Source organism: Flavisolibacter tropicus, from assembly GCF_001644645.1.
Lineage (GTDB): Bacteria > Bacteroidota > Bacteroidia > Chitinophagales > Chitinophagaceae > Flavisolibacter > Flavisolibacter tropicus.
Map to the genome: position 1 here is coordinate 2,433,484 of NZ_CP011390.1, position 25,796 is coordinate 2,459,279.

Below are 25,796 nucleotides of genomic sequence, written 5' to 3' on the forward strand. Positions count from 1 at the left end.
TTATATTTTCAGGTTTGCTAGAGAGTTCGCTACTATTTGATTGAACTGGCACTGTATTTTGTAAGGTATTGGTATAATATTCCAGCATCAATCATTTTATAACGCTAAATAATTTACCATGAAAGTAGCTGCTGCAGTTGCCGGAGGATTAGCAGGAACCCTTACTGTTGCTTCTTTACATGAAGCTTTACGCAGAGTCACTCCCAATGCACCCCGCATGGACATACTCGATATGGAATTAGTAAAAAAAGGACTAAAAAGCCTAAACAGGAAAGTCCCTTCTGCCAATAATCTTCAGCGATGGGCTGTAGGCGGAGAGCTTGTTAGCGATACGGCTTATTATAGCCTTGCAGGAGTGGGCGCCAGAAATGGCCTATGGGCCAGAGGAGCTTTGTTAGGCTTAGTAGCAGGTGTTTCTGCCGTTATTTTACCAAAGCCACTTGGTCTACCCTCAACGCCAAGCAACAAAACGTTTGGCACGCAACTAATGACCATTGGCTTATATTTAATTGGCGGGCTTGTAGCTGCAGCTGTAACACAACTGGTAGATGATGCTCAAAGCAGCGAGGAAAACAATGAAGAAAGCTATCAAGTATTAATTTCTCAGTCAGCACTTACCTATTGATGTTAGTAAGCCATCCATTAAAATAGGAAGGCCAAGTTACCAAACTAATCCTCTGCCAATAGGCGTATGACCTTGCAGGGATTACCGGCGGCAAACACGTCGGCAGGAATATCTTTGGTCACCACGCTGCCTGCACCAATCACACTTCTATCACCGATACTGACACCAGGGCAAATAACGGCGCTACCACCAATCCATACATCATTACCGATAGTGATGGGCTTGGCGAACTCCAGTCCTGAAGCTCTTTCCTCATGGTTCATTGGATGGGTAGCGGTGTAGATTTGTACGTTTGGCCCAAACAACGTGCGGCTGCCGATGTTTACTGGAGCTACATCCAGCACCACACAATTGAAATTGAAGAATACCTTATCCCCTATTTTGATATTATACCCGTAGTCGCAAAAAAACGGTGGCTGCAACCAAAGCCCTTCTCCTGCATGAGGAATGAGTTCCTTAAGTATACGGAGACGATATTCCACCTGATCCTCTCTGGAATCGTTTAGTTCTTTTATCAGCAGTCGAGCCTTTAGCCTTTCATCAGAAAGCTGTTTATCCAGCGCATCATACAGCTCGCCAGCCAGCATTTTTTCCTTTTCTGTCTTCATGTTGTAAAACGGAAAAAAATCATGCCCTGAAAAGACAATAGTTTAAACAAAACTCCGTCACCAGACAGACAGAATCACCCTTTCAAACTGCAAAAGAAGAAATATAGATGATGTCTATTTTATTAAAGCAGGCTTTTTCTTTTCTCTTTGTATGGAGTTTGTCTCACGCGCCACCCTATTCTTTTGAAGCCAGGCTCTTACAGGTTCATCATACCACTTCAGGCAGGCATAGGCAATAGCAATAGCTGACACAAAGACCAACAGTGCAAAGGGATAGCCTTCTTGAAGCGAAATCTTATTATCCTTCACCCAGGCAGTATAAATGTATATCAGTGGATAGTGGGTGATATAAATCGGGTAAGAGATATCGCCAAGAAACTTACACCATCTTTTTGAAGTACTAGTTATCAACTCCCCACTGGCGCCTAAGTAGACGATCAATGGAAAAAGGAAAACAATGCACAACGAATCGTATAGCCCATTCATCCATAGCTGTTGTTCACCTCCAATGCGGGGAGCTGCAAGTATTACTAGAAGCAAAAGGCTGCACCATTGAAAAGCATTTTTAACTCTTGTCAAACGGACTGTACGAAAAAGCAGCAGCCCAGCAAAGAAGGGATACATTACCCGGGTAAACCCTACCCGCAATTGTGCTGGCTCCAGCGACCAACCACCAATAACATCACCCGAAGCACTTGTAACAGCATACTGGATCAACACTGCTCCAGCTAACATTACCAGGATGGTCAGAAGTGTTTTAGATAACTTACGAATAAACAACGCATAGAGAATATTAACAACATACTCGTAGAATAAGGACCACCCAGGTCCATTCAGTGGATAGGTTTCATTCCATCCGCGAATATCCATAGAAGGTGGCAAGGGAATCATTATAAAACCAATTACCATTACCAGTAGCAATTTCCACGATGGCACTGTTGCGATCACTGGCCACACGGAAGATGCCTGAAAGTAAAAACACACAGCACCAATCACCATCCCTATTATAACCATTGGTTGCAGCCTTTCCACACGCCGCCTCAAAAAATTTCCAACAGACATTTTCGACCAACGATCGTCATAAGCATAGCCAATTACAAAACCCGAAAGCAGGAAGAAAAAATCTACTGCCAGGTAACCGTGATTAATAATCTGGTCTGAAGGAGAAGTAGCATGCGCCTCAAAGATGTGGAATGCCACCACTGTTAAAGCAGCTACACCACGCAGCGCGTCGAGTATGGGATAATGGGGTTTGCTGGCCATAGGATAGAACTTTATATGCGTTTAAATTCATGTTTTATTATACCATTGCTTAAGCAACACTTATGTTGGCTGGCTGTCAAAAACGTTGGCTTTAAAAATGAGCCACTTATAACAGTTACTTTGCCTGTTGCATCCTTTCTTTTTGAGCGGCAATAGCTTTTTTTATGGAGTCTACGCGGTCTTGCTTATAACTTAAACGCAATTGTTTATAACCGTCCGACGCATATAAAGAATCCAAAAAGCGCTTACGCTGATCTTCACTTTTATCCCTCCCCAATTTTAAAAAACTTAATTGCTTCTTTTTGGCTTCGAGCAAGTCTTGCTCAGCCTTTGGTAGTTGACCCTCCAAGTTTGCCAGCTGTAGTTGTTGTTGGTTGTTTTCTTCACTATTACAAGCTGCAGCAAAGAAGATGGCAAGAAGTAAATAGTATTTCATTAACCTAATATAATACCGGATAAATTGAAAGACGAACATTCAACTTATAAAACTAAAAGAACCGATACGAAACATAGCGAAGAAATGGTGACTTATAGTATCATTAAGTAATAAATAGCTTTCGAAAACGCACAACCTTCAACCAACGTTACTGATAGATGTTATTTTTTAATGATCAAATTCCACCCCTCGGGTTTATGGGTCACATGAAAGCCTATGTCATAGGCGTATTTAAACAATTCAACATCGCAATAATCATCACCTGTTTTAAGGTTGGTGATAACTATTTTGTCTAAATATTCTGGCAATTCGGGCTTATTGAAAACAATGGTTTTCTCCAGCGCGTTGATCTCGATTTGCAAACAAGCTTGCAATAGCAAGAATACCGCTGCTACAGACCAGGCCTGTGGTGAACAGGCAACAGGATAAGCAGTTGGGCCCTCACCTGAACGTTGCTTAAACCCACAATACAGTTCTGGCAAGCGTTGCATATCGATAAACAGTGATGCACTAAATAAGGCAGATAGGATTTTCATGGCCTCATTTTGAAAACCATATCTGGCCAGTCCTGCTGCAATCAATGCATTATCATGTGGCCAGATAGAGCCATTGTGATAAGACATAGGATTATACCTTACTTCTTTTGCACTTAAGGTTCTTATACCCCATCCGTAAAACATATCTTCGCCCATTAGTGTTTTAACCAGGGTTTCAGCCCGGTCTTCATCAACAATACCAGTAAACAAACAATGACCGGGATTAGAGGATACTACATTGCAAGGTTTTTTATTCCCATCCAGCGCCAAGGCATAACAACCAGATGACTCATCCCAAAATATAGTATTGAATTTTTCCCGAAGATCGTCAGCTTCTTTCGCCAATTGTTCTGCATAGGCTGTTTCTTGAAAGGCAGTAGCTAACATTGAAGCATATTTCTTAGCCGCATATACATACCCCTGCACTTCACATAATGCAATAGGAGGCTCACAGAGCTCTCCATTTTTATACATAACAGAATCGTGAGAATCCTTCCAGCCCTGATTGGTTAGTCCATTTTCTGCCTTGTGTTTGTACTCTACAAAGCCATCGCCATCAATATCTCCATAATGGTCAATCCAATGCAAGGCAGCCTTTATGTTCGGCCATATCTTTTCAATAGTTAGCAAATCAGCTGTATGCTGATAATACATACCAGCCAGCATGATGAAAAGCGGTGTAGCATCAATAGTACCATAATACTCTTTAAAGGGAATTTCCCCTGTATTCGCCATCTCACCACTTCTTGCTTCATGCAATATTTTACCTGGCTCTGCATCTTTAGCTGGAATAAACTCTTTTGCCTGAAGGTTTGCCAAAACGGATAAAACATTTTTAGCCACCTCGGGTGCTACCCATAGTATTTCCATAGCGGTAATAATACCATCGCGTCCAAAAACAGTGTTATACCAAGGCACACCTGCATAAGGGTAAAGGCCATGCGTAGTAGGGGTCAATAATGACACCAGGTCTGCCTTTGAGCGATTGATCCAGTGTGTGAATTGTTCATTGGAAGTAGTAATATCAGCAAATAGCTGGTGTATTTTTTTCAGCTCGTTGCGCATTAACCCTTTGGCTTCCTCAAAATCTGACACATATATTTTCTCTTTCTCACTGGTTAGGAACTGCTCGTTTGTTCTAAACACTATTAAATAATCAATCTTATGCGGTTGATGTGGCTTTAAATGTAGCGTAAACAAAACCAGGTTATTACGTATAGAACACTCACAGTTTTCTGAAAAAATGATCTCAGTCCTGCGATGAACTTTATCCAGTCCACCGTAGTCGAAAAAAAGGCGGTTGTCCTTACTGCTTATTTGAGGCGGGTTTGGATGCAGCGTTCGGGCAATACCTCTGATTTCAAACAGGTCCTTAAAATCTGCTTCAAATAGTAAGGAAATATCAAAGTCGCAGGCTTGGTTGCTATAATTTATAAAAGAAAGTTCTTCATAGTAAACACCATTCCGAATAAACTGACTCCGCAAAATATGCAGATTGTTCTCCTGGATATTGCAGGCTATCAGATCCGGATTAGAAAGATCCACTGATAAAACATCATTATCTTCTTTAATTGAAGAGCTTAGTAGTAATGGCTTCTTTTTGTTTAATCGCAATTCCAGCCGGCTAATATAACGGGTGCCCTGGTGAAAGATCCCTTGCGCTGTTTTCGTATAAACATGTATATCTCCCCACCGGTCAAAAATGGCAAAACTGTCAGAGTGGTTCAGTACTTTGATCCGCTCGTCATAACTTACTACTTCGGCCGGAATATGAAACTTATCCTCTTCACTCGTTTTGATTTCTTCCGATTTCATACACTCCTTGTTTTGTTTTAGTTGATCTTAACTACTTTCAAGGGTAGAGATTCTGCATTATACAAGTAAGGGGTCTTATTTTCTTCAATCAAGTTCTGGAAAATATTCAGGTAAGCGGCCGTCATGCGACGCGCTGTAAATTTCTCTTCAAATACAGTACGTACTGTGGACCTATCGATAGATGGCAGTTTTTTTACCGCGCCCAAAGCTTCTTCTATTGTATGTACAATAAATCCGTTTTTTCCATTTTCTAAAACCTCCGGAACGGAGCCCATATCCCAACCAATAATTGGAGTACCACAAGCCATTGCTTCTATCATCACTAACCCAAACGGTTCAGGCCAGTCAATAGGAAAGAGTAACGCCTTTGCATTACCCAAAAAATCCTGCTTTTGAATTTCATTGATCTCACCGAGATATTCAACTAATGGATGCTGAAATAAATGTTGAATATGCCTTTCAAAATATTCTTGATCCGCCTTATCAATTTTGGCTGCGATCTTAATTGGTGTGTTAGAAGCAATAGCTATTTCAATAGCCCTGTCGCAGCGTTTCTCGGGCGAAATGCGACCTAAATAGGCAAAATATTCACCAGTTCCTGAAGCAAGATGAAATAGTTCAGCAGGCAAGCCATGGTGCACCCTACCTATAAAATTAGCTTGCGGCAGTGGTAGACACTGAGCATCTGAAATACAAACTACGGGCTGATCTTTAAATTTTTCATAGACAAACTGCAGCTCTGGAATGGAAAGCTTTCCATGCAAGGTTGTTAGATGGGGCGTTTTTAAACATTCGGTAAAGGGAAAGCTCAAGTAGTCAGTGTGAAAATGAATAATATCAAATTCATCAGCACGCTCCTTTACCTCCTGTAACTGTACCACATGTGGAGCTATTGTATCCTCGCATTTTTTGTTAAGACGAAGTGCCTCTGGTATAACAGATACTAAAGAAGCTTTTGTTTTTGAATCTCCTGAAGCAAATAAAGTTACATCATGCCCCTCCTTTACCAGCTCTTCCGTTAAGTAAGAAACAATCCGTTCAGTTCCACCGTATAGTTTTGGTGGCACTGATTCATATAATGGAGCTACCTCAGCTATTCTCATATACTACACGCCATTTAAAGGCAATAGTAATCTACAATGCACATGCCACTCTAACACCACCTTATTCACACAACAGCTATAATACCTCTTCCCATTCAACACCTTGATATTGAGAAATAGGAAAAATAAAAATAACGTAGTACAAACGATAGAATTAGACCCCAACCACCAAAACACCAGTTCTATATACCAGATGAAATTCGTTTCAGCCTTACATTCCTAATAAGAAACGTTTCTGTTTAATGCTGAGATAGACAATGGATGAAATTGAATTGGCCTCTTAATTAGTAGCAGTAACATTTTGATACGACTTATCACCCAAGGGAATCTTTGCATTGTTCAGTAAGTATTTGCAAGCTCCTTTTTTGCCCTACATCCGAGCTACTGTTTGTAAATACATATTTTATTAAACGCCGCATACGAGATACGTTTTCAGGTTGCTTGGTAATGCAACTAACAAACAAGATATGCATTGGCTGCACGGAAACAGAACCAACTTCATTAAGAAATTATCTACTTTATTAAATGATCATTCACCATTATAAAAAATTTAACAAGCATCTCTATCCTATGTATTAATAAGGACAAATGGTTTAAAAAGCGGCTAACCGGCTTGCTTTACGACTATATTCGTACAATCTTTGAATACATTTTCCGTTTCTCTTTTCTAACAGTTTACAACGGCACATGACTGTTAGTGTAACAAAATTACTGGCGCGTACGTCCCTTAACTTTATAATTATCAAAACCAATGAAGAAACTGCTTATGTCCCTGGTTGCAGTTGTCGCTTTTGCGACACTCAATGCACAATCAGTTACCCCAAAAAATATAACAGGTATAGTTAAGGACTCACTTACCCAACAGCCACTACCACAGGCAACGGTAGCTTTATTAGAAGGCACTAGATCCTTGGCAAATACCCAATCTACCGAAACGGGCAGCTTTACACTCTCCACCATTACGCCGGGAAATTATACGCTAACTATTTCCAGCGTAGGCTATGAAAAAAAGAGCATGCCTATAACGGTAAAGTCGGATAATACAACTATTGACTTGGGAACCATCTGGCTGATAACAGAAGGTAAGCAATTAAGTGGCGTCACCGTCACTGCAGAAAAGGCGCTCCTTGAAGACAAGGGGGACCGATTGATTTACAATGCGGAAAAAGATGCCTCCAACGCTGGGGGAACAGCAGCAGATGTTTTGCGAAAGATCCCTGCATTAACAGTTGATTTGGATGGTAACGTACAACTGAGGGGTAATAGCAATTTAAAAGTATTGATCAACGGTAAACCTTCTGCCATGATGGCTCGCAACCTGGCAGATGCCTTACGCCAGATGCCAGCGCACTTAATAAAGAGCGTGGAAGTCATTACCAATCCCGGTGCCAAGTATGATGCAGAAGGTGCTGCCGGCGTGATCAATATCATTACCAAAAAAGGCCTGCAAGGATTTAATGGTACCGTAACAGCATCTGGAGGCAATATGAACAGAAGCTTAGGCAGTCGCTTATCACTGCGAAAGAAGAAAATAGGCCTTTCATTAGCACTTAGCGGTTATCAATATCGAAACATCAGAGAAAGCGAAGTAGTGCGGTCTGCCTTTTCAAATGGCTCATTGGTAAATACCCTAACACAAAATAATGAAGCCGATAACCTGGGAACGGGAGGTAATGGCGAACTGAGTTTTGATTTTGACCCTGACAGTACTACACACCTGAATTTTTCAGCCAATGTATGGGGCGGCGACTTTCCATCAGATGAAACAAGCCATATTAACCTGGTGGATCACACAGGGCAGGAAATTCAGCGCTTCCGAAATGTAAAGCACTTCTCCAACCCTTATGGCAATGGGCAGTTAGATCTGGGGTACACCAAATCGTTGAAAAAGAAAGACCAGGAGTTTTCATTATTAACGCAGTTTAGCCGCATGCCCGATAACTACTTTTATACTACAGATCGGTATATACTGGAGGAGATCAGTTACCGTGACAAAAGCACCAACTACAGTCGCAACCGGGAATATACTGTACAGGCCGATTATACACACCCCTTTACCTTCAACGGACGCAAAGACACTACATCATTAAAGCTGGAACTGGGTTCAAAGGCAATTATACGTGACATAGGCAGCGAGTTTAATGTAGAGCAATCGCTGGATGGTCATAGTGAGATGGTACCAGATCCTAGCCAATCCAATCAGTTTGACTACACACAACGCGTCTATTCGGGTTACACTTCAGTACGCCTCAACAACCAACGAAAATGGGGCCTGAATGCAGGTGCACGCATAGAGCATACTGAAATAAAAGGAAATTTTGTAACCAGCAGCACTCATATCAATACGCAATACAATAACCTTATTCCAAGCATAACCCTTTCAAAAGGAATTAAGCAGCAAACATTAAAGGCTAGTTATACACAGCGGATTACCCGCCCACTGATCTGGTATCTGAATCCCTGGATCAACCAAAGCGACCCCAAAAACATTTATACCGGCAATCCTGCCTTAAAACCAGAAATCAATCATGCTATTGAACTAGGACATAGCATTAATGGCAAAAAAGGTTTTTCATTAAACACATCGCTCTACTGGCGCAGCGCCAACAATGCTATTGAATACCTTACCCGTGTAGATGCTACTGGCGTTTCTATTAGCAAGCCAGAGAATATAGCGCAGCGCAAAGCCTATGGAATCAATATCAATGCTGCGGGCCAACCTAATAAGAACTGGAACCTGAGTGGCGGTACTGATGTACGATATGTAGACTTGAATAGTGTAGCCTTACAGCAACGCAATAACGGGTACATGTGGAGCATCAACACAAACACCTCTTATAAATTACCAAAAGAGTTCACAATACAGGCTTACGCCAGCTGGTATTCTGGCTGGATCAGCTTGCAAGGCTCTAACTCCGGCTCTTACTGGTACGGCCTTTCTGCCAAGCATGCCTTCTGGGATAAGAAAGCTACATTGACCGCTGGTGTTAATAATCCATTTCAAAGGGGCATCTGGCAAAAGAACCAACAGTCAAGTGCATCATTTCAATCGGAGTCAAACTACTTCTTTGTTAACCGCTCCTATCGGCTAACATTTGAATACCGTTTTGGTAAGGTATCAGCAGATGGTGGTAAGGAAGGAAAAAAAATCAGGAACGATGATAGTGGCAGGTAATCCAAGTAACAACGCTTAATTCGCACTATTCAAACGCTTAATACAACAGGCCTAAGCTTCACATAGCTTAGGCCTGTTAGTTAATGCACTCTTAGCTAAATAATTTTTAAAACCATTTATTGCGTTGTTTGTCCCACGTTGTAAGGCCAACCTTGAATTGTACCGGATTGTGAAACCGGTTGGCGGCGGAACCTACTACATACACTCCCAGTTTAAATTTAGATAAGGGATTGAATGGCCATTTAAAAACACGCTCTACACCGGCAAACAACTCGGCATAACGCAAGTTGCGCTCAGGTGCTATTAAAAAACCTCCACCACCTACTTCCCGCAGCTGCATCTTCTTTAGTATCGGCACCTTATTGAGCAAGAATCCATTGAACTCATGGACAAAATGCGCCTGGTAATAGGGCTTAAAAACAGCAAACGTAGAATCCAGTGCCTGGAATGCTTCATCAGGATTCAGGAACAACAAGGGATCACCGCGCCGCTGAAATTGGTAATCCACTAAACGCAAGTCTTTTTGATTAAGGAATCTACCCGTTTTGACATTATAGCGCAAGTTGCCCATTATACCGGCATGAATTTCCTGCTCCATGCCCAGCTCCATGAAATCAAAATTAATAGGGCTACCTAAGATGCCTGAAAGTCCTTTGCGCCAGGTAACATAGAATGTAGGCCAGGCAGACCCTAATATTACTTTTTCTAAAGGCTCTCTTATGTAACGCTGCTTAGGTGTGTATTGAAGTCTTACCTTAGTATATACTGCATTGTAAGATTCGAAGGCTACAGCATGGTTATTATCTAAAATATCTCCTAATAAGCTATCTACCACATTGCCGGTTTTATACTGGTTTACCGAGCGGCGGAAAGCCACATCCAGGTCGGTATACAGAAACAACCCATTGGCCAGCTCAAGTCCATGACCAATTCCCACTGATTGGTTAAGGTAAGTATTACTGCGCTTGAGCATGTTGATCCAGGCATCCCCAGAAAAAATATACCGAAAATCGCGGCTGGCAGATATCCTGTAAAATCCCCGGTTGAAAGGGTTATACATTCTTGTAAAGCGAACATTGCCATTCAAGTCTTTATTCCGGATACCAAAGCTCAGGTTGGCATAGACCTGCATGTTTTTTCTTGAAGGATTAGTTTTGGAAAAAAGACCGAAGGCGCAATACGCGATCCACCAAAGCCAATAGGCTGGTATAACGAAAGTACAGGCGGCAGATACCAGGTACGTTCTTTTTCCCGACTATAGATCGCCTGTCCCAAAAAAGCCACTTTCTTCCAGGTCACCTTATTAGTGAGCCTGTCAATGGAATCCAGGTACACCTTGCTATGTGTGACCCTGTATATACTATCAGAATAACGGATAAAGCGAACTTCTTTTTCTGTCAAAGGTTCCTGGCGTACGGTTGTCCAAAAGGCACTGTCCTTTTTATAGGCCTCCATGGTAGTGGCACTCACCTCTGTATCAAAATACTTTTTAGGGAAAAGCTTATTTAGCTCGTAGTTCGTATAGCTAACAACAGTGCGACCCGATAGCTTTTTCTTACCCGCTTTTGAGTAGTAAGATAACTGCTGCCGATTTAAAAGCCAGGCTTTACCGTTAATGGCAGTATAATGTTGCTCCACTTCAAAGAAATCGTACTCGGCTAAATGATAGGCCGGAAGTTGCAAACGGCTATGTATAATAGCCCAACTACTATCTGTGATGGTCACTTCTCCTTCTACTGTGGCACTACTAAGCTTACGCGGCTTTATGGCAATGGTATACCATTTATAAGAACCTCGCTGTTCAATTCGAAGGGTTTTATACCGATAAGCCAACAAGCCACTATAGCTGATCGGCGAAACAAATGGCATGGCGGAAAGCGCTGGAACACGCACCAGGTTATTATAAAAATCAAAATTACCCTCTGTAGTGGAGAGGTAGAACAAGTCGCTGGAATTACCCCGGCGTTTTACACCAAGGCGTTCTTCTTTTTGATGCTTTTCATTTTCATAATCCAGCTGCAGCGATATCTCTGCCATGGCCATACGCAATAGATCGCTATTGTTCTTACTGGCCTTGCTGGTATCTAGGATTTTCTTTTTTGATGAAGCAATAAAATGGGAGGAGTCTTCCTGCACCGCCTTTATATATACCTGGCAAGTATAGGCGCCCGATGCCGCCTGTATCCCTTCTTTATGCTGAATGACTTGGCGTATGATCTCTGTTGCCCTGTCTTTGGCCTTACCTTTTACCACTACTTCTTCCAGGCTTTTACGGTCCTCTTCCAATATCACATTCTGCGTTTGATTTTTGTTGACCACCAAAGTAATGGACTGCGATTCATAACCAATCAAACTGAATACAATCGTATACTGCCCCTCTTCTAGCTGTAGTTCGTAGGAACCATCTTCTTTTGACAATGTACCTATGTTATTTCCTTTTACTTGTATGCTGGCAAAGGCCAATGGTTCCAGATGACGATTGGCGACACGGCCTGTAAGTTTGAATGACTGCGCTCCAAGCGAAGAAAAGAGAAAGAGAAATACGCCTACTAAATAGAACCGACCCATAAGCAGTTATAATACTGTTTTCAATTGAATAGCCTGGTAAGGAAAAATCCGAAAATTAAATTACAAAATCCGATGGGTAGGAATAAATTCCAAACCACAAATTTCAATTACCCAATGGTATACCATCACCTAAGATTAGTATAAGAGCCAAAAAGTAATACATCTTAAACAGGATAGGTACTGCTTTGTTTTTTTTCAAGATAGTTTAACAGCTGATACTACAAATACGGTCATACAAGCCTGTCATCTTCTCCCGCCTTGGATTATCCGTAAAAGTTCTGGTTAAAATAACAAGGCCCTCACCAAGGCAAGGGTCTGTTATTGTCAAGATCGGGGAATAGGTAATTAAACCTTTAGTTAAGTTACTACATTTTGGACCTCGGATAACTGGGATTCTAATCAGGACGAATAAGATTAGATTCCTATAGTTTAAGACTATCCAAAAATGAAACAATGAAATGCCATGTATTTCGTTCACCGACAAAGGAAGAAGGAACTTAATTTTGCAATATGTACCAGTTAGAGAATGATCGGCTACGAATAGAAATTGATGCCAAAGGCGCTGAATTGAAAACCGTATACAGCAAGTCCTTTAGTTTGGATTATATGTGGGGCGCAGATCCTGCTTACTGGGCCAAAACTTCACCCGTATTATTTCCTATTGTTGGCGCTTTAAAAGGAAATACCTACTACTATGAGGGGCAGCTGTACCACCTGTCACGCCACGGGTTTGCACGAGACAAGGCATTTACTGTAACTGCACAAAGTACAGACTCTATTACCTTTACCATTGAAAGCGATGAAGACACGCTGCAACAATACCCCTTTTCATTTCGCTTCTCTATTCGTTATTCACTTATTGACAACGAACTTTCAGTAAGCTATGAGGTACAAAATAAAGGAGAAGGACTAATGTTCTTTTCTGTAGGTGGACACCCGGCTTTCAAACTACCCTTAGTAGAAGGCACACACTATAACGACTACCAATTAGTTTTTGAGAAAGAAGAAACAGCAGGCCGCTGGCCAATCAGTAAAGATGGATTGATAGAGAAAACCCCGCTGTCTCTACTTCAACAATCTAACGTGCTTCCATTGACAAAGGAGCTATTTAGTAAAGATGCCGTAGTACTTAAACATCTGCAATCGAGCTGGGTGCAATTACAGTCAGACAAAACGCCGCATGGTTTTCGATTCTACTTCCCAAACTACTCTTTCCTGGGCCTATGGGCTGCACCTGGAGCCGACTTTCTTTGTATCGAGCCCTGGTGTGGTATAGCCGATAGTGTTGATACAAACCAGCAGTTGCCACAAAAAGAAGGCATTGTACAGCTCTCTACTAATGAAGCGTTTAATGTGCAGTGGCGCGTCCAGTTCTATTAATTCTAATCTCGCCAATGTACAAATTCATGTATTGAAGCAACTGATGCTCTATGAAGAGTAGCCTGAACTTTTTTTGTAAACTTTCGGATTCTATTTTCAAATGATCAATAATAGGCTTTTGGCTATCCTATTTCATTGTCATCTAATTCCCTGGTCAGCTTAGTAAAACCCACCACCTGGTTATTATCATCGTGAAGAGCCGTAATTAGAATACTGCCCCAAAAAGTTGTACCATTTTTTCTAACCCGCATACCTATGTGCTTTGCTCGCCCTTCTTTTATGGCTTGCGCCAGAAGTTTTTCTGGCAAATGTTCTTCCCCGTGTTTGGGGAGATAGAAGATCCGAAAGTTTTGCCCGATGATCTCTTCTGCTTTATATCCCTTTATTTTTTCAGCGCCTTTATTCCAGGACAAAATAGTTCCATCTATATCCATTAATATGATGGCATAGTCCTGAATTTCTTCAATCATCTTTCCATGCAGGGTCGCCAGCAGGTCTTTTTTATCCATTAGCAAATCCTTTAAATCTTTATACCAAGCTCAGAGTAAGTCAAGCGCAGCATCAAATTTATAAAAAATGAATTCTAATCCTCCCCCAACTGCATACCCATAGCTTTATACAGGCGCAGCGCTAATTTGTACGAGCTCCAACATCAATTTCTTTTCAATAACCGATAGACAAACTTTCGCTTGGCCAAAGACTCCGGCTATCTTTGTCTATAATAGTATGAATAGCGAACAATTAGCAAACGGGTTAAGATTAAGAGACATTAAAGTTATATTCCTGGATATTGGCGGCGTGCTGCTGACCAATGGCTGGGGACGTGTTTCGCGGCAATCGGCAGCTGAAGAATTTGGAGTGGATTTCTCAGTTATGGATAAACGCCATGAATTGATCTTCAACATTTATGAAGAAGGCCGGGTGTCATTGGATGTTTATATGGACACCATATTGTTTTATGAGCCACGACCCTTTACTAAAGAGGCTTTTCGTACGTTCATGTTCCAGCAATCCAAACTGTTACCCAACATGCTGGACTGGTTGATCGCCTGGAAAGCACAGCAGCCTCAGCTCCGTTTCTTCTCGCTGAACAATGAGCCACGGGAGTTACACCAACATCGTGTAGACCACTTTGAATTACGGAGGTTGTATGATGGTTTTGTTTGTTCCTGTGATCTGGGTTTGCGTAAACCCGATCCGCAAATATTTGCAGTAGCCCTTGGCGTTGCAGGTGTACAACCTCATGAATGCCTTTACATTGACGACCGGGAAGTAATGGTAACAGCTGGAAAAATGGCAGGTCTGAACGTATGGCACCACCAGAATTCTGAGGCAACCATTTCGTTTCTACAGAGCCTGTAAACCGCCTTCAGCTTAATTAAGGGACACCTATGTTTTTAATAATGGGGCGTATTTAGTTGGCAGTTGACAGTTAGCAGAGACCAGCCCCTAATTGCCGATTGCCGACTGCCGATTGTCAACTACCAACTGTTATCTGTATATACGGGCTGAATATTAAAATTCGCAAGCACATTTGTTATGTAATAATACGCTGTATATTTTCCTGGATCATTTGTAGTGCCAGATCAATCTCTGTCAAATGCGTGCGGTGGCTTACTACGGCGCAACGCAGCCACATTTTACCATCAATAACAGTAGAGGAAAGAAAGACCCGGCCATCGGCATGAATAGCTGCTATCAATTTCTGATTAATACGATTATCGGCATCACCTGGGTAGCGGAAAATAACAACCGTCAGATCTGGATAAGGACCGGTTTCAAAACCTAGCTTACGAATCTGCTCATAGAAATAACGGATCAATACTAGCTTTTCTTCCAGGCAAGCCCTGAATGGCGCCACACCGTGAAGCTGCAAGGGCAGCCACATACGCAGTCCGCGATTAGGGCGCGTTAGTTCAACTCCTGTATCGGAAGGGTTAATATCATCTGCACCATCGGTATCAATGAGATAAGAAGCTTTTGAAGAATTAGAAGACAGCAGCACACTCCCTTCTCTCAATAACACAGCCCCCGATCCAAAAGGCAGAAACAGTGTCTTATGCGGATCTAACACTACCGAATCGCTACGCTCTATTCCTTTGAGTTTGTTCTTGATCTCATCAACCAACATAAAGAAACCACCATACGCTGCGTCCACATGAAACCAGGCATTGTACTGACTGCTTATAGTAGCCATTTCATCTAATGGATCTACTGCCCCAGTATCGGTAGTACCAGCTGAACCTACTACCAAAAACGGATTTAAACCTTCTGCCTTATCATCAGCCATTTGCTGCTTTAATGCTGCAGTATTGATCTGAAAACTTTCCGTTAATGCTATTTTGCGTAGTACAGCTTCATGCAAGCCTGTTACATGTAAGGCTTTATATACGCTGTGATGGGTTTGTTCACCGCAATAGATAACCGCCTTTCTAACATTCGTAGAATTGATGCCATGGTGATCGCGGGCTGCTTTTATAGCTGTTAAATTAGCAATAGAGCCGCCCGAGGTAAGATTACCAAAAGCCTGAGCAGGATAACCAATGACACTAGTTAACCAGCGGATCACCTGTGTCTCAATCTTTACAGCGCCAGGACCAGAAAAGGCAATACCTGAATACTTATTGGAAATATCGCTGAGCATATCTGCCAAGGCACTAGCCCATAAGCCACCGCCAGGAATAAAACCCATATGTCTACCAGAGGCACTATTGATCCCTGTAGCATCCACTTCTGTTTTCAGTGCTTCCAATAACGCGTCAACGGGTTTTCCCGCTTCTTCTATTTTCAGCGCTTCCAATTTCTCAAAACTGCCATTACTAAAACCAGGTCGATAAGGTAGTTCATTTAAAAACTGGTTGGCATAATCGATAGTCTGGTTCCAGATGAAAAGTCGTTGTTCGTTTTCAGGCTCAAGCACACGGGCTCTTTTCTCTAATTCTGTAAGGGATTGCATACTGCAAACGAAGGTAGGATGAGAAATTTAAAAGATGATGACTCGGTCTAAGAGGGATATTTGGAAAATCAGAATGAGAAATCAAATACCAAACTCCAAGTGGAGTACCATTAAATTAAAAAGCGAAGTCTTCCTGCAGTAAACCTGCAGTAAGACTTCGCTTAATCATAGACGCGACTAATTGTTACTTCGCACTTCTATTAGTGTGTTTCAGTATATTTTTTAAAGTTGTCAAGTATTGCCTGCCAACCTGCTTTTTGCATCTCCTCCGGATTGGCATTCTCAGCATCAAAGACAATTGTCACTTGCGTCTTTCCACCTAGGTCTTCAAATTCGGTTGTTGCTTGTCTGCCATCCGCTATGGTGTAAGTAATTTTCTTGTGCTCATTCACTTCATCATAAACAGCTTCAAAGTCAAAACCAAAGCTGCCGTCTTTTGCTTCCATTCTGGACTTCAACTTCCCTCCTACTTTCAGATCATTCTCAGCTGCCTGGCAGTGCCAGCTTTCATCTGCAAAGTTCCATTTGGTAATATGCTCGGGTTGTGTATAATAGTCCCAAACTTTCTTGATATCGGCAGCTATAGTGGCAGCCACTTTAATTTTTGTTGCTTGCATGGTTCCTTGTTTTTATTTGGTTGTTACCGTTTGTAATAGCTCATCTAATTGATTTAATCCCATGGTAAATCCTTCTTTGAATCCCATTTGAATTACCTTTTCTAAGTCCTCAAGTGAATTGTATTGAACAGTAATAGCAACAGTGGTATTATCGCCATTGTCACTAAAGCGGTTATTCCATTGTGATCGAGGAAAGGCGACATTTATATTGCCTTCTTCGTCACAAAAAGCATCCAGGCAAGAATAGGATACTTGGTCTTCTATCTTTTGATAGTCTGCCTTACACCAATGCGTTTCATTTTCAGGAGAGATCATGGCATACAGCCAGTAACCACCTACCCGGAAATCCATTTTTTTGGTTTTGTTTCTATAAGGCCTGGGCGCCCACCACTGGTCTAACAATTCCGGCTTTGTCCAGGCATCCCAAACTAAATCGCGGCTCGCAGCAAATTCTCTAGTTACCGTAACAGTGTTATTCTCCTTATTCACGGAGAATTCAAATAATAACAGATTGTTCATTTCTTATGGGTTTTAAGGGTTTTTAATACAGTATCGAGTTGATTAAAACGTTTTTCCCAAATCTTTCTGAATTGGCTCAGCCATTTATCAATCTCTTTCATTTTTTCAATTTGAAGTGAGTAATAAATCTCCCGGCCCTGGTATTCTTGTTTTACAAGGTCACACTCCGTTAGAACGCGCAGGTGTTTGGAAACGGCTTGCCGCGTGGTATCAAAATGCTCAGCTATGGCATTTGGCGTCATGGCCTGCAAAGCTATTAAAGCAATAATAGCTCGCCTGGTAGGATCAGCAATGGCCTGAAAAACATCTCTCCTCATAAAAGAAGCATTTACATTAGCAACTATTCGGTTGCAAATATAAATGCAACCATTGGGTTTCGCAAATTCTTTTTTTAGCGGATGACTATACAGCTACGCCACCCTCTACTTTGCCCTTTAGCAACACAACTATACCAGTATAAAATCAAGCGCCTGAACCACAAGTCTGCCCGTTTTTTCGCCAAAAGGAAGGCCTTACAAAACAAAAAGTTATACTATAGGGTTTTCCAACACCGACTTGTAATTAGGCATCGTTTTTGGATTAACGTGAGTAGACAGATCAACCTTTAGGAATATGGAGCTGAAAGCAGTGGTGATGTATAAAGGTGAGCCAGCCCATTACTCGATTACATCAGAAAAGAGGGGTATTTTCAACGCCCGCCTCTTAAAATATGAAGGAAAAAATGCTAAAACTCCACCCGAAAGCATTTTAATTGTTAGGGGTATCCGACATTGGACTGGCAGTTATAATGAGCCGCATGTGATTGAAGAATTGGGACGTGCTATTGAAGAGCGCAATCGAACAGGTGACCCGGCCTCTTAAATGATTTCCCTAGAAAGCTATATTGTCCATCTGGAAAGTTTAAAAGCCTGTAGGTGATTGCCTATTGGCTTTTTGCTTATTGGGAACTTTGCTGGTGCAAAGAAGAAGATTGCAGCTGCAACATCTGCCCCATTACCCGCTCCAACTCCCTACTGGTAGCCGGCTTAGTAATAAAGGGGATATTATAAAGTGCACTGAATTGCTCATCTAACCTACTTGTAGAGGTGGTAAATAGCACAATAGGAATGCTGTTAAAGCGAGGCTCGCTCCGAATTTCAATCACTGTTTCCTTACCATTTAAAAGCGGCATATTGATGTCCATAATGATAAGAGCTGGTAAATCCTCATTTTCCAGGCCATTTAAATAGGCAAGGGTCTCTACCCCATTACCGGCTACCATGACAGTAGCATTTGGCGCCAGTATGGCCAGGGTTTCCAGAACTAATAATTGATCATCTGTGTCGTCGTCGACGTACAAAATACTACAATGGTGGACAGGCATAGGTGGGTTGGTTGGTGGCACTACTAAATTAACATCAATAACATTAATTTAAAAAGACATAATGGATAAGCGAGCAAAATTGCTGACCAGCTGTACAATACGGTGAATAGAGAGATACTGTCTCCCGCCCACTCTCAGCCCCAAAGGAAAGCGCTTCGCGCTGATAGATTTCACGCAGAGACACTGGGAGCGCAGAGAAGAAATTTCGCACAGAAGAAAGAAGCAAAGGAGAAAGAACGGAATATCGATAATAGAAAAGCACTCCATTAGTGGAGTGCTTTTCTATTTTATAAGAGAGTTTATTTAACAGTAGACTGTTGTCCGTGGACAGTGGACCAGCTTCCACGTCTCACGGCTTCCCTCACTCACCACTGACCACTCACCATTCACAACCCCGGCTTCTGCCGCGCTGCCCCGCCTAACCTAAGGGTCTCTTGTACCTCTCCTGTACCTAGTCTGTACCTCTTCTGTACCTCTTCTGTAGGTAAGTCCGTACCAACTGCACAGATAAAGCCCTCTACCTGCCTTCCACATTCACTACTCCTCCTACCATCCTCCTATCCTCCTCCTCTCTTCATTGAACATTGAGTAGTGAGCGTTGAGCATTGAACATTTCCTTCCTTCACTATTCATCCTTCCTTGTTCATTATTCTTTGCGCCTTTCCTTCTTGGCGCCTTTGCGTGAAACTCCTCGTATTAGCTTCCGCTTATATGTGTATAACTAAAGTGGGTAAAACCCTTGCAACAGGACCCGCTCTATAGTAAATTTGCTAAAATACTTAGCATTTAAAATCATCACTAATCCCCCGTACACCATGGCAAAACAAGTAGGCCCCGTCTTCATTACCGGCACCATCGATGGCATCATCTTCTATAAGTTAGGAGACACGTATTACCTGCGTAGCAAAGGCGATTATAAAAGCGCTAAGAGGATGCGCAAGGATCCCCGCCTCAAACGTACCATGGCCAATGCCGACCGGTTTGGCGTGGCTGCCAGGATGGTGAAGCGCGTCTATTACCGCCAGCTTCCGGGGACCGTGCGCAAACCCGGGTTGTTTGCCAGGCTAACAGGGATGGTCAATAAGTGGTTGTACCAGGGCAAGACCAAGGAGGAAGCACAGGAATTACTGTTAGCGCATTGCCAGACCCTACTATCAAAGGAGATGATTACTACTAGTATGCTGCCTCCTATTAAAGTGAAGCAACAGCCTTCAATATCGGAGGTAAAAACGATTCCTCCGCCTTGTGATCAGCAGCCAATAGCAATGCCTCGTAAACAAAATGTAAAGAAAGCCCGCTATTTATCGCACTGGAAAGTCAAACGCAATGGGCGACTGCAGATATCAAGAAGTGATGGTGCAAGTTTGCCATGTAGGAGTTCTGAACAATTATCAGATACAACAAAGCTATGCAGCGATATTCCCTATCTCAGAAAGCGACATAAAGGACAAAAGTTTCTTACATAGATATGGAATACCACAGTCCCTTTAGATGTGCTCAGAATTTGAAACAGGTTAATCATCTGTATGGCCCCTGGCCTATTACAGTCGGCCAGTAGGGTTCATTGAAACTCGAACCATAGCAACAGGCTGTTTAAGAAATCTTTTCTGCAAGGACGAGAAAGCTATTTCTATTGGAAAAATGCAAGTATACAGACTTACGCTGAGGGCATGTTTAATACTGTTTGTTCGGCATAACAAACATCCCCTTCAATGATTACAGGAATTTCAACTTCCAGCCTTGTACCATTTCCAGGGCTAGTTATAATCTGGAAATGACCATTTAGAATTTCAACACGGCTTTGCATATTGGTAATACCAATACCTTGTCGTTTTTGCGACAAATCAAAACCAATACCATCATCAGTTATTGTAAAATACAAAAGAGAGCTATTCTCCTTTAATGAGATATGAACCCGATCTGCTTTGGCGTATTTGATAATATTGGTAATCTGTTCCTGCGCTACGCGGTAGATCGTCAAATGCAGCTCGCCCTCCATTTCTGAAAAGTGAAGTTTAGTAAACTCAAGAGCCACGTCAATTTGTGTTGAGGCACGCAATGAGTCAATCAGCTCTGTCAAGGTCTCTCTGAAATTCATGCTACCTAACGAAGGAGCAGAAAGCTGCTTAGAGAGGTGGCGAATTTCATTAATGGTGTTATCTAAGTATGCGGCACATTTAGGTAAGATAGCATCCGCATCTATCTTTTGATCAATACAAAGCTCTACATACAACTTTACGGTAGTAAGCACCTGGTTCACATTATCGTGCAGCTCCCGGCTTACTTTCGACCGCTCGCTTTCCTGCCCCTTGATGGCTGCCGATGTTATTTGCCGGCTTCTGATCTCATGCTCTGCATCCAGCTTCTTTTGCAGGTGCACTTTTTCCGTGATATCATTAGCAATGCCAAGGATACGCATTGGCTCACCAGATTCGCCGCGAATAGGAATCACGCGAATTTCGCCGTATTTAATTCCAGAAGGATGTTGTGCCTCTTCAACATAATCGATGATCTTTCCTGTAGTGAGTGCTTCATTATATTTCCTTCTTACCAATTCATGCGAGGACTCGGGCATGATCTTCTCAATAGGTTGGCCTTCTACCTGCTCGGGTGTCCAGCCGGTTACTTTGGTAAAAGCATGGTTTATTGTTTCAAAACGGAAGGCATTAGGGCCCTCAACCCTGATCAACCACATGGGATCTATCGCGCTATTAAAGGCAAGAGAAAGCCGTTGCTGGCTTTTTTTTAAAGCAAGTTGGGTGTCTACCTGAGCTGTTACATCTTGAAATAAGGACAATATATTGACAACCTTTCCCTGGTCGTCCCTTAAAGCAGAGTTATACCACTGACAGTAAATGACAGCACCTTCTTTGGTAAGATTCCGATTCAGGCTTTCATTGTGATTCTTTCGCCCAGAAGCTATTTCTGTAATGAGGGCAGCAACCGCAGGCGCATCTTCTTCATGAACGAACTGTAATAAATTGATAGGCTTGTACAATAGATCATCTGGCGTACACGCAAACTTTGCAGCCGCCTCTTTTGAGCAATAGATCAGCTTCATATTTGCATCCCAAAGCAGTACGCCAAAAGGGGTGTTCTCCAAGTGATGAGATAAGCTGATTGCATCGATTAGATCATAAAGATTCGGGTGAGCCATAATAAAATATTCATCGAAATTAATAGATTCTCATAAGTAGTATTCTATGTAAAGGAAAAGGATTGAAAAACTAAATCGGGCATTCTGTATAATTCGACTAAGGGTATGCAGTATTAACTATTGCCGCCGATTGATGTCCTGAAAATATTTAATTATCTTATAAAGTTGTAACAGCTAGCAAAACATTCTTTCCTAATTGTGTTTAGAATGCCAATCAGCTTCTATACTATAGCCTTCTTATTCCTCTTCATCATAAACAGAGGTGCATATTGCCAAACAATTAGCAACACACAGGATAGCAGTATTAAGGTCAAGGATTCTAATTATATCAAACGACTGGATACATTAATACATCTGCAAACATGGATCAGTACCACGCGAGTGGAGTATACACTTGTTTATAGCAAAGATTTTAAAATGGTACTGGCACCAAATGAGATCAACAGTCTATCGTTGGGTTTCAGCTACCGCTATTTAGATCTGGGCATTAGTTTTACTCCTAACTTCTTAAATGCTGGAAAAGATGAGGATAAAAAAGGCCAATCGGAACGATTCAGCTTCAGAACCAGCTTTAGTATGTATCGGTTCAACCTAAGTTTTGATATCAGTTCCATAAAAGGGTTTTATCTAAAGAATAGCGCCCAGCTCAGAGGTGCATTTCCTGATTCACCCTATGTACTCTTTCCTAACCTTTCCGTTGGCAATGTTAATTTTTTACTGCGCTATAATGTCAATCCAAACTTTTCAACAGCAGCGTTGACCGGAGGTACGCAGATCCAGCGGCGTTCTGCCTATACGATCTTACCCACTTTTCAATTTGCTATTTTTAAATTCCACGATGGTACAGAGAATACGGGGATACAAAACGAGAGCACTTATAGCACGGATCTTAACCTGTTGCTTCCTGTTATGGGCACTTGGGTCATCTCACCTAGATTTTCAGCATCCCTAGGCGCGGGCCCCAGCGTTGGTGTAGATTTTTTCAAGTCGGTAGCACTGGATGCCTCAAACCGAGTGGTATTATCTAAAGGTACTGCACTTAGCGTAGGCTACACGTTACAAACGGCAATCAGCTTTAATCACGGAAGACTGTTTACTGGACTAGAATCCCGCTATAGAAGCTATGGACATAGCATAGAAGATGTTTCTAAACTAATTAAACAATACTCCTATTTTCAACTCTATATTGGATGGCGACTAAAGGCCCCATCTGCGGCAAAAAATAGTCTTGACTGGGTAAATAAGGTTTCGCCCATTGATCTTGATTGAGGCTTATTAACGTACTGCTAGGGTTCAGCAGGTCTAGATGATGGGCTATGTTCAGTGACTTTACTACTAGGTTGAAGTGTTTTATCCATAGCTGTTTCCAGGCGTGTCACCAGGTCGCGCAGATACCCTGTTTCTTCCCAGGTAGCCCCACTTAACAACTTGTCCTGCAAAAGAGCGAGATTCTTATCATAGAGTAATTTCAGAGAGGACCAATCCAAACTCCGCACATCGATAACGTCCATATAGTGTTTATAGGTTAGAGTGTTCCGTTACTGTAAAACAAAACCCATTCCAAGGTAGAACAGGCTTATCGCCCATTCCTAAACAGCCACCTTGGGGCCCGGGATATTTGAATTGGTTACAATTTTTCCTATTTTGTTGATGAGCTTACCTCTTGAACATAATAGCCTTTAGTTATTAAATAACACCATCGCCTAGGTTTTACCTAGTTTATGTTTCACTAACGAGTAGTTAGTTTTGGTAAGCGAGCCCTGTTTCCACAGGGCTTTTATTATGCCAGCCGCCCCCGCCTCTAAAGGAGAGGGTTACGCGCACAAGTTTTTCCCGCAGATTGCACAGATAAATGCAGAGAACAGGTTTCGCACAGAGGAAAGGAGAAAAATGAGGACCGCGGATTAGCAGGATTTCAGAGCCCGAGATCCCTGAGCATGTGGCTCCCTTTAGGGGCCGTAGTACGTACTGGCCAATGACTATTGACTTTCCTTCTGTGGACTGTTGTCTGTCGCCTGCGGACCTCTCCTCGCCGCTCCCTTCTTCCCAATTCCTTCTCTCATCACTCATCACTCATCATTCATCCTTCCTTGTTCCTTGTTCAATATTCCTTTCCCTCGGCTGTTTAGCTTGCAGCGTGCAGCGTGTAGCTCTCTTCTCACCACTCACCACTCACCATTGACTAGCCTGAGGATTTGTGTCACAGTTTATTGATGTGCTTGTAGTTAAAATTCGAAATATTTATGTTTGTAAAGAAGTAGAATTTAATCTTTCATTTTACCCCTTGCCGGTTGTTTTCACTTCTGGCATCTTATCAATGTTTAGAGTGTTTATTTATCCAGACTCACTGTGAAATGATTTCGTGCCCTATTGATTTTCCTTATCATTTACTATCAGAAGCAATTCCTTTCACCATCTCTTTTTAGCAAAAACCTTTTACCAGCAATGCTATTTGTCTTCATGCTGAACGCTGATATACATGCAACTAATTGTGTAACACTTGCCAACTCTGCTTCTCCACTACTATTTCTATTCTTCCAAAGTTTCCAGTAAAATAAAAGAACGCTATTGAGTATCTTCATAATCTTCCCAATCTTATTGAAACTCCTCCTTCAATCCTCTGGAAGCTGCATTCATTTTTTTAACACAAGAAAATCAAAATCATGAGCGAGTCAGCATCTGTACAGCAACCCTCTGCTAATCCAACACAAACAAACCCTAACAAAGCACTATGGGAAAAAGGAGACTTTACCCGCATTGCAGAAACAATGCGCGAAAGTGGCGCCGAATTAGTAGCCGATCTGGGTGTTACCAAAGGCCTTAACGTATTAGACCTTGGCTGTGGCGATGGTACTACCGCCATACCTGCAGCAAAACTGGGCGCCAACGTAACCGGAGTGGACATTGCCCGAAACCTGGTAGAGGCAGGCAATAAACGTGCGCAGAAAGAAGGCCTTACCAACTGTACCTTCCAGGAAGGAGATGCCACTGATCTGAAAGAGCTTAAGGATAATAGTTATGACCTTGTTGTTAGCATATTTGGAGCCATGTTTGCGCCCAAACCCAATGATGTTGCCAAGGAAATGGTGCGTGTAACCCGCCAGGGCGGACGTATTGTTATGGGCAATTGGATTCCTGGCGACCCAACCCTGGTAGCTCAAATCTTAAAAATCAGTTCTGCCTATACCCCACCTCCGCCTGAAGGATTTATTAGCCCGATGTTATGGGGTGTAGAAAGCAATGTTATTGAACGCTTTGGCAATGCTGGTATACCAAAGGAAAATATATCCTTTGTCAGAGACACCTATACATTCATTGCTCCCTTCTCGCCTATTGAACTGGTAACCCGCTTCAAAGACTTTTATGGCCCTACCATGAATGCATTTGATGCTGCGGAAAAGAATGGAAAGGCAGTGGAACTGCAGAAAGAATTAGAGGAATTATTTACTAGTCAAAACAAAAGCGGCGGGGAAAATACAACCTCCATCCCTGCAACATTCTTGCGTGTAACGGTTCAGTGCTGAGAGAAAGGCTGTGAGCTGTGAGTAGTGCGCACCGAGGCACGGAGAGCAAGGAACCACGGAGACATAGCGAGCACAAAGGGGCACAGAGAACAGTAAAGAATAAACTCTCTCATAAAATAGAAAAGCACTTCGTTATTGGAGTGCTTTTTCT

At 42.2% G+C, this 25,796-nt stretch carries 21 protein-coding genes and 1 pseudogene; 8 read left to right on the forward strand and 14 right to left on the reverse strand.

What is annotated here, in order from left to right; genetic code table 11:
- The first annotated feature begins 118 nt into the window (after nucleotides 1-118).
- Nucleotides 119-625 (forward strand): hypothetical protein, encoded by a 507-nt coding sequence (locus tag SY85_RS10185; RefSeq protein ID WP_066404159.1) that lies wholly within the window; start codon nucleotides 119-121, stop codon nucleotides 623-625.
- A 44-nt stretch (nucleotides 626-669) separates the two neighbouring features.
- Here the strand turns inward: SY85_RS10185 and SY85_RS10190 are convergent, their stop codons facing one another.
- From SY85_RS10190 to SY85_RS10210, 5 genes are all read right to left on the reverse strand, one after another.
- Entirely contained in the window at nucleotides 670-1,212 is a 543-nt protein-coding gene (locus SY85_RS10190) for a sugar O-acetyltransferase (RefSeq protein ID WP_269465693.1), read from the reverse strand.
- A 135-nt stretch (nucleotides 1,213-1,347) separates the two neighbouring features.
- Entirely contained in the window at nucleotides 1,348-2,496 is a 1,149-nt protein-coding gene (locus SY85_RS10195) for an acyltransferase family protein (RefSeq protein ID WP_066404163.1), read from the reverse strand.
- Nucleotides 2,497-2,611: 115 nt separating this feature from the next.
- Nucleotides 2,612-2,932, reverse strand: a complete 321-nt coding sequence (locus SY85_RS10200; RefSeq protein ID WP_066404165.1) for a hypothetical protein — start codon at nucleotides 2,930-2,932, stop codon at nucleotides 2,612-2,614.
- Between the two features lie 161 nt (nucleotides 2,933-3,093).
- Nucleotides 3,094-5,283 carry an amylo-alpha-1,6-glucosidase gene (locus tag SY85_RS10205; protein ID WP_066404167.1) on the reverse strand — a complete coding sequence of 730 codons (2,190 nt, stop codon included), beginning with the start codon at nucleotides 5,281-5,283 and terminating at the stop codon, nucleotides 3,094-3,096.
- Between the two features lie 17 nt (nucleotides 5,284-5,300).
- Complete coding sequence (locus SY85_RS10210) at nucleotides 5,301-6,386, reverse strand: glycosyltransferase family 4 protein (RefSeq protein ID WP_066404169.1); 1,086 nt, start codon at nucleotides 6,384-6,386, stop codon at nucleotides 5,301-5,303.
- 751 nt (nucleotides 6,387-7,137) lie between these two features.
- Here SY85_RS10210 and SY85_RS10215 point away from each other — a divergent pair.
- Entirely contained in the window at nucleotides 7,138-9,561 is a 2,424-nt protein-coding gene (locus SY85_RS10215; RefSeq protein WP_066404170.1) for a TonB-dependent receptor, read from the forward strand.
- Nucleotides 9,562-9,667: 106 nt separating this feature from the next.
- Here the strand turns inward: SY85_RS10215 and SY85_RS26210 are convergent.
- A pseudogene (locus SY85_RS26210) lies at nucleotides 9,668-12,129 on the reverse strand (DUF5686 and carboxypeptidase regulatory-like domain-containing protein).
- A 510-nt stretch (nucleotides 12,130-12,639) separates the two neighbouring features.
- On the opposite strand from SY85_RS26210, the gene SY85_RS10230 reads away from it, so the two are divergent.
- The gene (locus tag SY85_RS10230) at nucleotides 12,640-13,509 is read left to right on the forward strand and encodes an aldose 1-epimerase family protein (protein ID WP_066404175.1); all 870 of its coding nucleotides are present in this window, start codon (nucleotides 12,640-12,642) and stop codon (nucleotides 13,507-13,509) included.
- A gap of 122 nt (nucleotides 13,510-13,631) precedes the next feature.
- On the opposite strand, the gene SY85_RS10235 is transcribed toward SY85_RS10230, so the two are convergent.
- Nucleotides 13,632-14,018, reverse strand: coding sequence for a PAS domain-containing protein (locus SY85_RS10235; protein WP_066404177.1), 387 nt, complete (start codon nucleotides 14,016-14,018; stop codon nucleotides 13,632-13,634).
- Nucleotides 14,019-14,235: 217 nt separating this feature from the next.
- Between SY85_RS10235 and SY85_RS10240 the strand changes: the two genes are divergently transcribed.
- On the forward strand, nucleotides 14,236-14,871 hold the full coding sequence (locus SY85_RS10240) for an HAD-IA family hydrolase (RefSeq protein ID WP_066404179.1): 636 nt from the start codon (nucleotides 14,236-14,238) through the stop codon (nucleotides 14,869-14,871).
- Between the two features lie 175 nt (nucleotides 14,872-15,046).
- Here SY85_RS10240 and SY85_RS10245 read toward each other — a convergent pair whose 3' ends face one another.
- The 4 genes from SY85_RS10245 to SY85_RS10260 all read right to left on the reverse strand — a co-directional run bounded on the left by SY85_RS10245 (nucleotide 15,047) and on the right by SY85_RS10260 (nucleotide 17,918).
- Complete coding sequence (locus SY85_RS10245; protein WP_066404180.1) at nucleotides 15,047-16,465, reverse strand: pyridoxal phosphate-dependent decarboxylase family protein; 1,419 nt, start codon at nucleotides 16,463-16,465, stop codon at nucleotides 15,047-15,049.
- Nucleotides 16,466-16,665: 200 nt separating this feature from the next.
- Nucleotides 16,666-17,082, reverse strand: a complete 417-nt coding sequence (locus tag SY85_RS10250; RefSeq protein WP_066404183.1) for an SRPBCC family protein — start codon at nucleotides 17,080-17,082, stop codon at nucleotides 16,666-16,668.
- 12 nt (nucleotides 17,083-17,094) lie between these two features.
- Entirely contained in the window at nucleotides 17,095-17,601 is a 507-nt protein-coding gene (locus tag SY85_RS10255) for an SRPBCC family protein (protein WP_066404185.1), read from the reverse strand.
- Entirely contained in the window at nucleotides 17,598-17,918 is a 321-nt protein-coding gene (locus tag SY85_RS10260) for an ArsR/SmtB family transcription factor (protein ID WP_066404187.1), read from the reverse strand. The genes SY85_RS10255 and SY85_RS10260 overlap by 4 nt, the downstream gene beginning before the upstream one ends.
- Nucleotides 17,919-18,213: 295 nt before the next feature.
- On the opposite strand from SY85_RS10260, the gene SY85_RS10265 reads away from it, so the two are divergent.
- Entirely contained in the window at nucleotides 18,214-18,462 is a 249-nt protein-coding gene (locus tag SY85_RS10265) for a hypothetical protein (protein WP_066404190.1), read from the forward strand.
- Nucleotides 18,463-18,538: 76 nt separating this feature from the next.
- Here the strand turns inward: SY85_RS10265 and SY85_RS10270 are convergent, their stop codons facing one another.
- Complete coding sequence (locus tag SY85_RS10270) at nucleotides 18,539-18,964, reverse strand: response regulator (RefSeq protein WP_066404192.1); 426 nt, start codon at nucleotides 18,962-18,964, stop codon at nucleotides 18,539-18,541.
- 815 nt (nucleotides 18,965-19,779) lie between these two features.
- On the opposite strand from SY85_RS10270, the gene SY85_RS10275 reads away from it, so the two are divergent.
- A complete protein-coding gene (locus SY85_RS10275) occupies nucleotides 19,780-20,430 on the forward strand; it encodes a hypothetical protein (RefSeq protein ID WP_066404193.1) in 651 nt (216 codons plus the stop codon).
- 191 nt (nucleotides 20,431-20,621) lie between these two features.
- On the opposite strand, the gene SY85_RS10280 is transcribed toward SY85_RS10275, so the two are convergent.
- Nucleotides 20,622-22,121 (reverse strand): PAS domain-containing sensor histidine kinase, encoded by a 1,500-nt coding sequence (locus SY85_RS10280; protein WP_071890977.1) that lies wholly within the window; start codon nucleotides 22,119-22,121, stop codon nucleotides 20,622-20,624.
- A gap of 207 nt (nucleotides 22,122-22,328) precedes the next feature.
- Between SY85_RS10280 and SY85_RS10285 the strand changes: the two genes are divergently transcribed.
- A complete protein-coding gene (locus SY85_RS10285; RefSeq protein WP_066404196.1) occupies nucleotides 22,329-23,390 on the forward strand; it encodes a DUF4421 family protein in 1,062 nt (353 codons plus the stop codon).
- Between the two features lie 17 nt (nucleotides 23,391-23,407).
- On the opposite strand, the gene SY85_RS10290 is transcribed toward SY85_RS10285, so the two are convergent.
- Complete coding sequence (locus SY85_RS10290) at nucleotides 23,408-23,632, reverse strand: hypothetical protein (protein ID WP_066404199.1); 225 nt, start codon at nucleotides 23,630-23,632, stop codon at nucleotides 23,408-23,410.
- Nucleotides 23,633-24,784: 1,152 nt separating this feature from the next.
- Here SY85_RS10290 and SY85_RS10300 point away from each other — a divergent pair.
- The gene (locus tag SY85_RS10300) at nucleotides 24,785-25,645 is read left to right on the forward strand and encodes a class I SAM-dependent methyltransferase (protein WP_066404203.1); all 861 of its coding nucleotides are present in this window, start codon (nucleotides 24,785-24,787) and stop codon (nucleotides 25,643-25,645) included.
- Nucleotides 25,646-25,796: the final 151 nt, after the last annotated feature.

Excerpts from the sequence above, each read along its gene's own strand:
- SY85_RS10185 (WP_066404159.1), top strand. The coding sequence starts at position 119 with ATGAAAGTAGCTGCTGCAGTTGCCGGAGGATTAGCAGGAACCCTTACT.
- SY85_RS10190 (WP_269465693.1), bottom strand. The coding sequence starts at position 1,212 with ATGCTGGCTGGCGAGCTGTATGATGCGCTGGATAAACAGCTTTCTGAT.
- SY85_RS10195 (WP_066404163.1), bottom strand. The coding sequence starts at position 2,496 with ATGGCCAGCAAACCCCATTATCCCATACTCGACGCGCTGCGTGGTGTA.
- SY85_RS10200 (WP_066404165.1), bottom strand. The coding sequence starts at position 2,932 with ATGAAATACTATTTACTTCTTGCCATCTTCTTTGCTGCAGCTTGTAAT.
- SY85_RS10205 (WP_066404167.1), bottom strand. The coding sequence starts at position 5,283 with ATGAAATCGGAAGAAATCAAAACGAGTGAAGAGGATAAGTTTCATATT.
- SY85_RS10210 (WP_066404169.1), bottom strand. The coding sequence starts at position 6,386 with ATGAGAATAGCTGAGGTAGCTCCATTATATGAATCAGTGCCACCAAAA.
- SY85_RS10215 (WP_066404170.1), top strand. The coding sequence starts at position 7,138 with ATGAAGAAACTGCTTATGTCCCTGGTTGCAGTTGTCGCTTTTGCGACA.
- SY85_RS10230 (WP_066404175.1), top strand. The coding sequence starts at position 12,640 with ATGTACCAGTTAGAGAATGATCGGCTACGAATAGAAATTGATGCCAAA.
- SY85_RS10235 (WP_066404177.1), bottom strand. The coding sequence starts at position 14,018 with ATGGATAAAAAAGACCTGCTGGCGACCCTGCATGGAAAGATGATTGAA.
- SY85_RS10240 (WP_066404179.1), top strand. The coding sequence starts at position 14,236 with ATGAATAGCGAACAATTAGCAAACGGGTTAAGATTAAGAGACATTAAA.
- SY85_RS10245 (WP_066404180.1), bottom strand. The coding sequence starts at position 16,465 with ATGCAATCCCTTACAGAATTAGAGAAAAGAGCCCGTGTGCTTGAGCCT.
- SY85_RS10250 (WP_066404183.1), bottom strand. The coding sequence starts at position 17,082 with ATGCAAGCAACAAAAATTAAAGTGGCTGCCACTATAGCTGCCGATATC.
- SY85_RS10255 (WP_066404185.1), bottom strand. The coding sequence starts at position 17,601 with ATGAACAATCTGTTATTATTTGAATTCTCCGTGAATAAGGAGAATAAC.
- SY85_RS10260 (WP_066404187.1), bottom strand. The coding sequence starts at position 17,918 with ATGAGGAGAGATGTTTTTCAGGCCATTGCTGATCCTACCAGGCGAGCT.
- SY85_RS10265 (WP_066404190.1), top strand. The coding sequence starts at position 18,214 with ATGGAGCTGAAAGCAGTGGTGATGTATAAAGGTGAGCCAGCCCATTAC.
- SY85_RS10270 (WP_066404192.1), bottom strand. The coding sequence starts at position 18,964 with ATGCCTGTCCACCATTGTAGTATTTTGTACGTCGACGACGACACAGAT.
- SY85_RS10275 (WP_066404193.1), top strand. The coding sequence starts at position 19,780 with ATGGCAAAACAAGTAGGCCCCGTCTTCATTACCGGCACCATCGATGGC.
- SY85_RS10280 (WP_071890977.1), bottom strand. The coding sequence starts at position 22,121 with ATGGCTCACCCGAATCTTTATGATCTAATCGATGCAATCAGCTTATCT.
- SY85_RS10285 (WP_066404196.1), top strand. The coding sequence starts at position 22,329 with ATGCCAATCAGCTTCTATACTATAGCCTTCTTATTCCTCTTCATCATA.
- SY85_RS10290 (WP_066404199.1), bottom strand. The coding sequence starts at position 23,632 with ATGGACGTTATCGATGTGCGGAGTTTGGATTGGTCCTCTCTGAAATTA.
- SY85_RS10300 (WP_066404203.1), top strand. The coding sequence starts at position 24,785 with ATGAGCGAGTCAGCATCTGTACAGCAACCCTCTGCTAATCCAACACAA.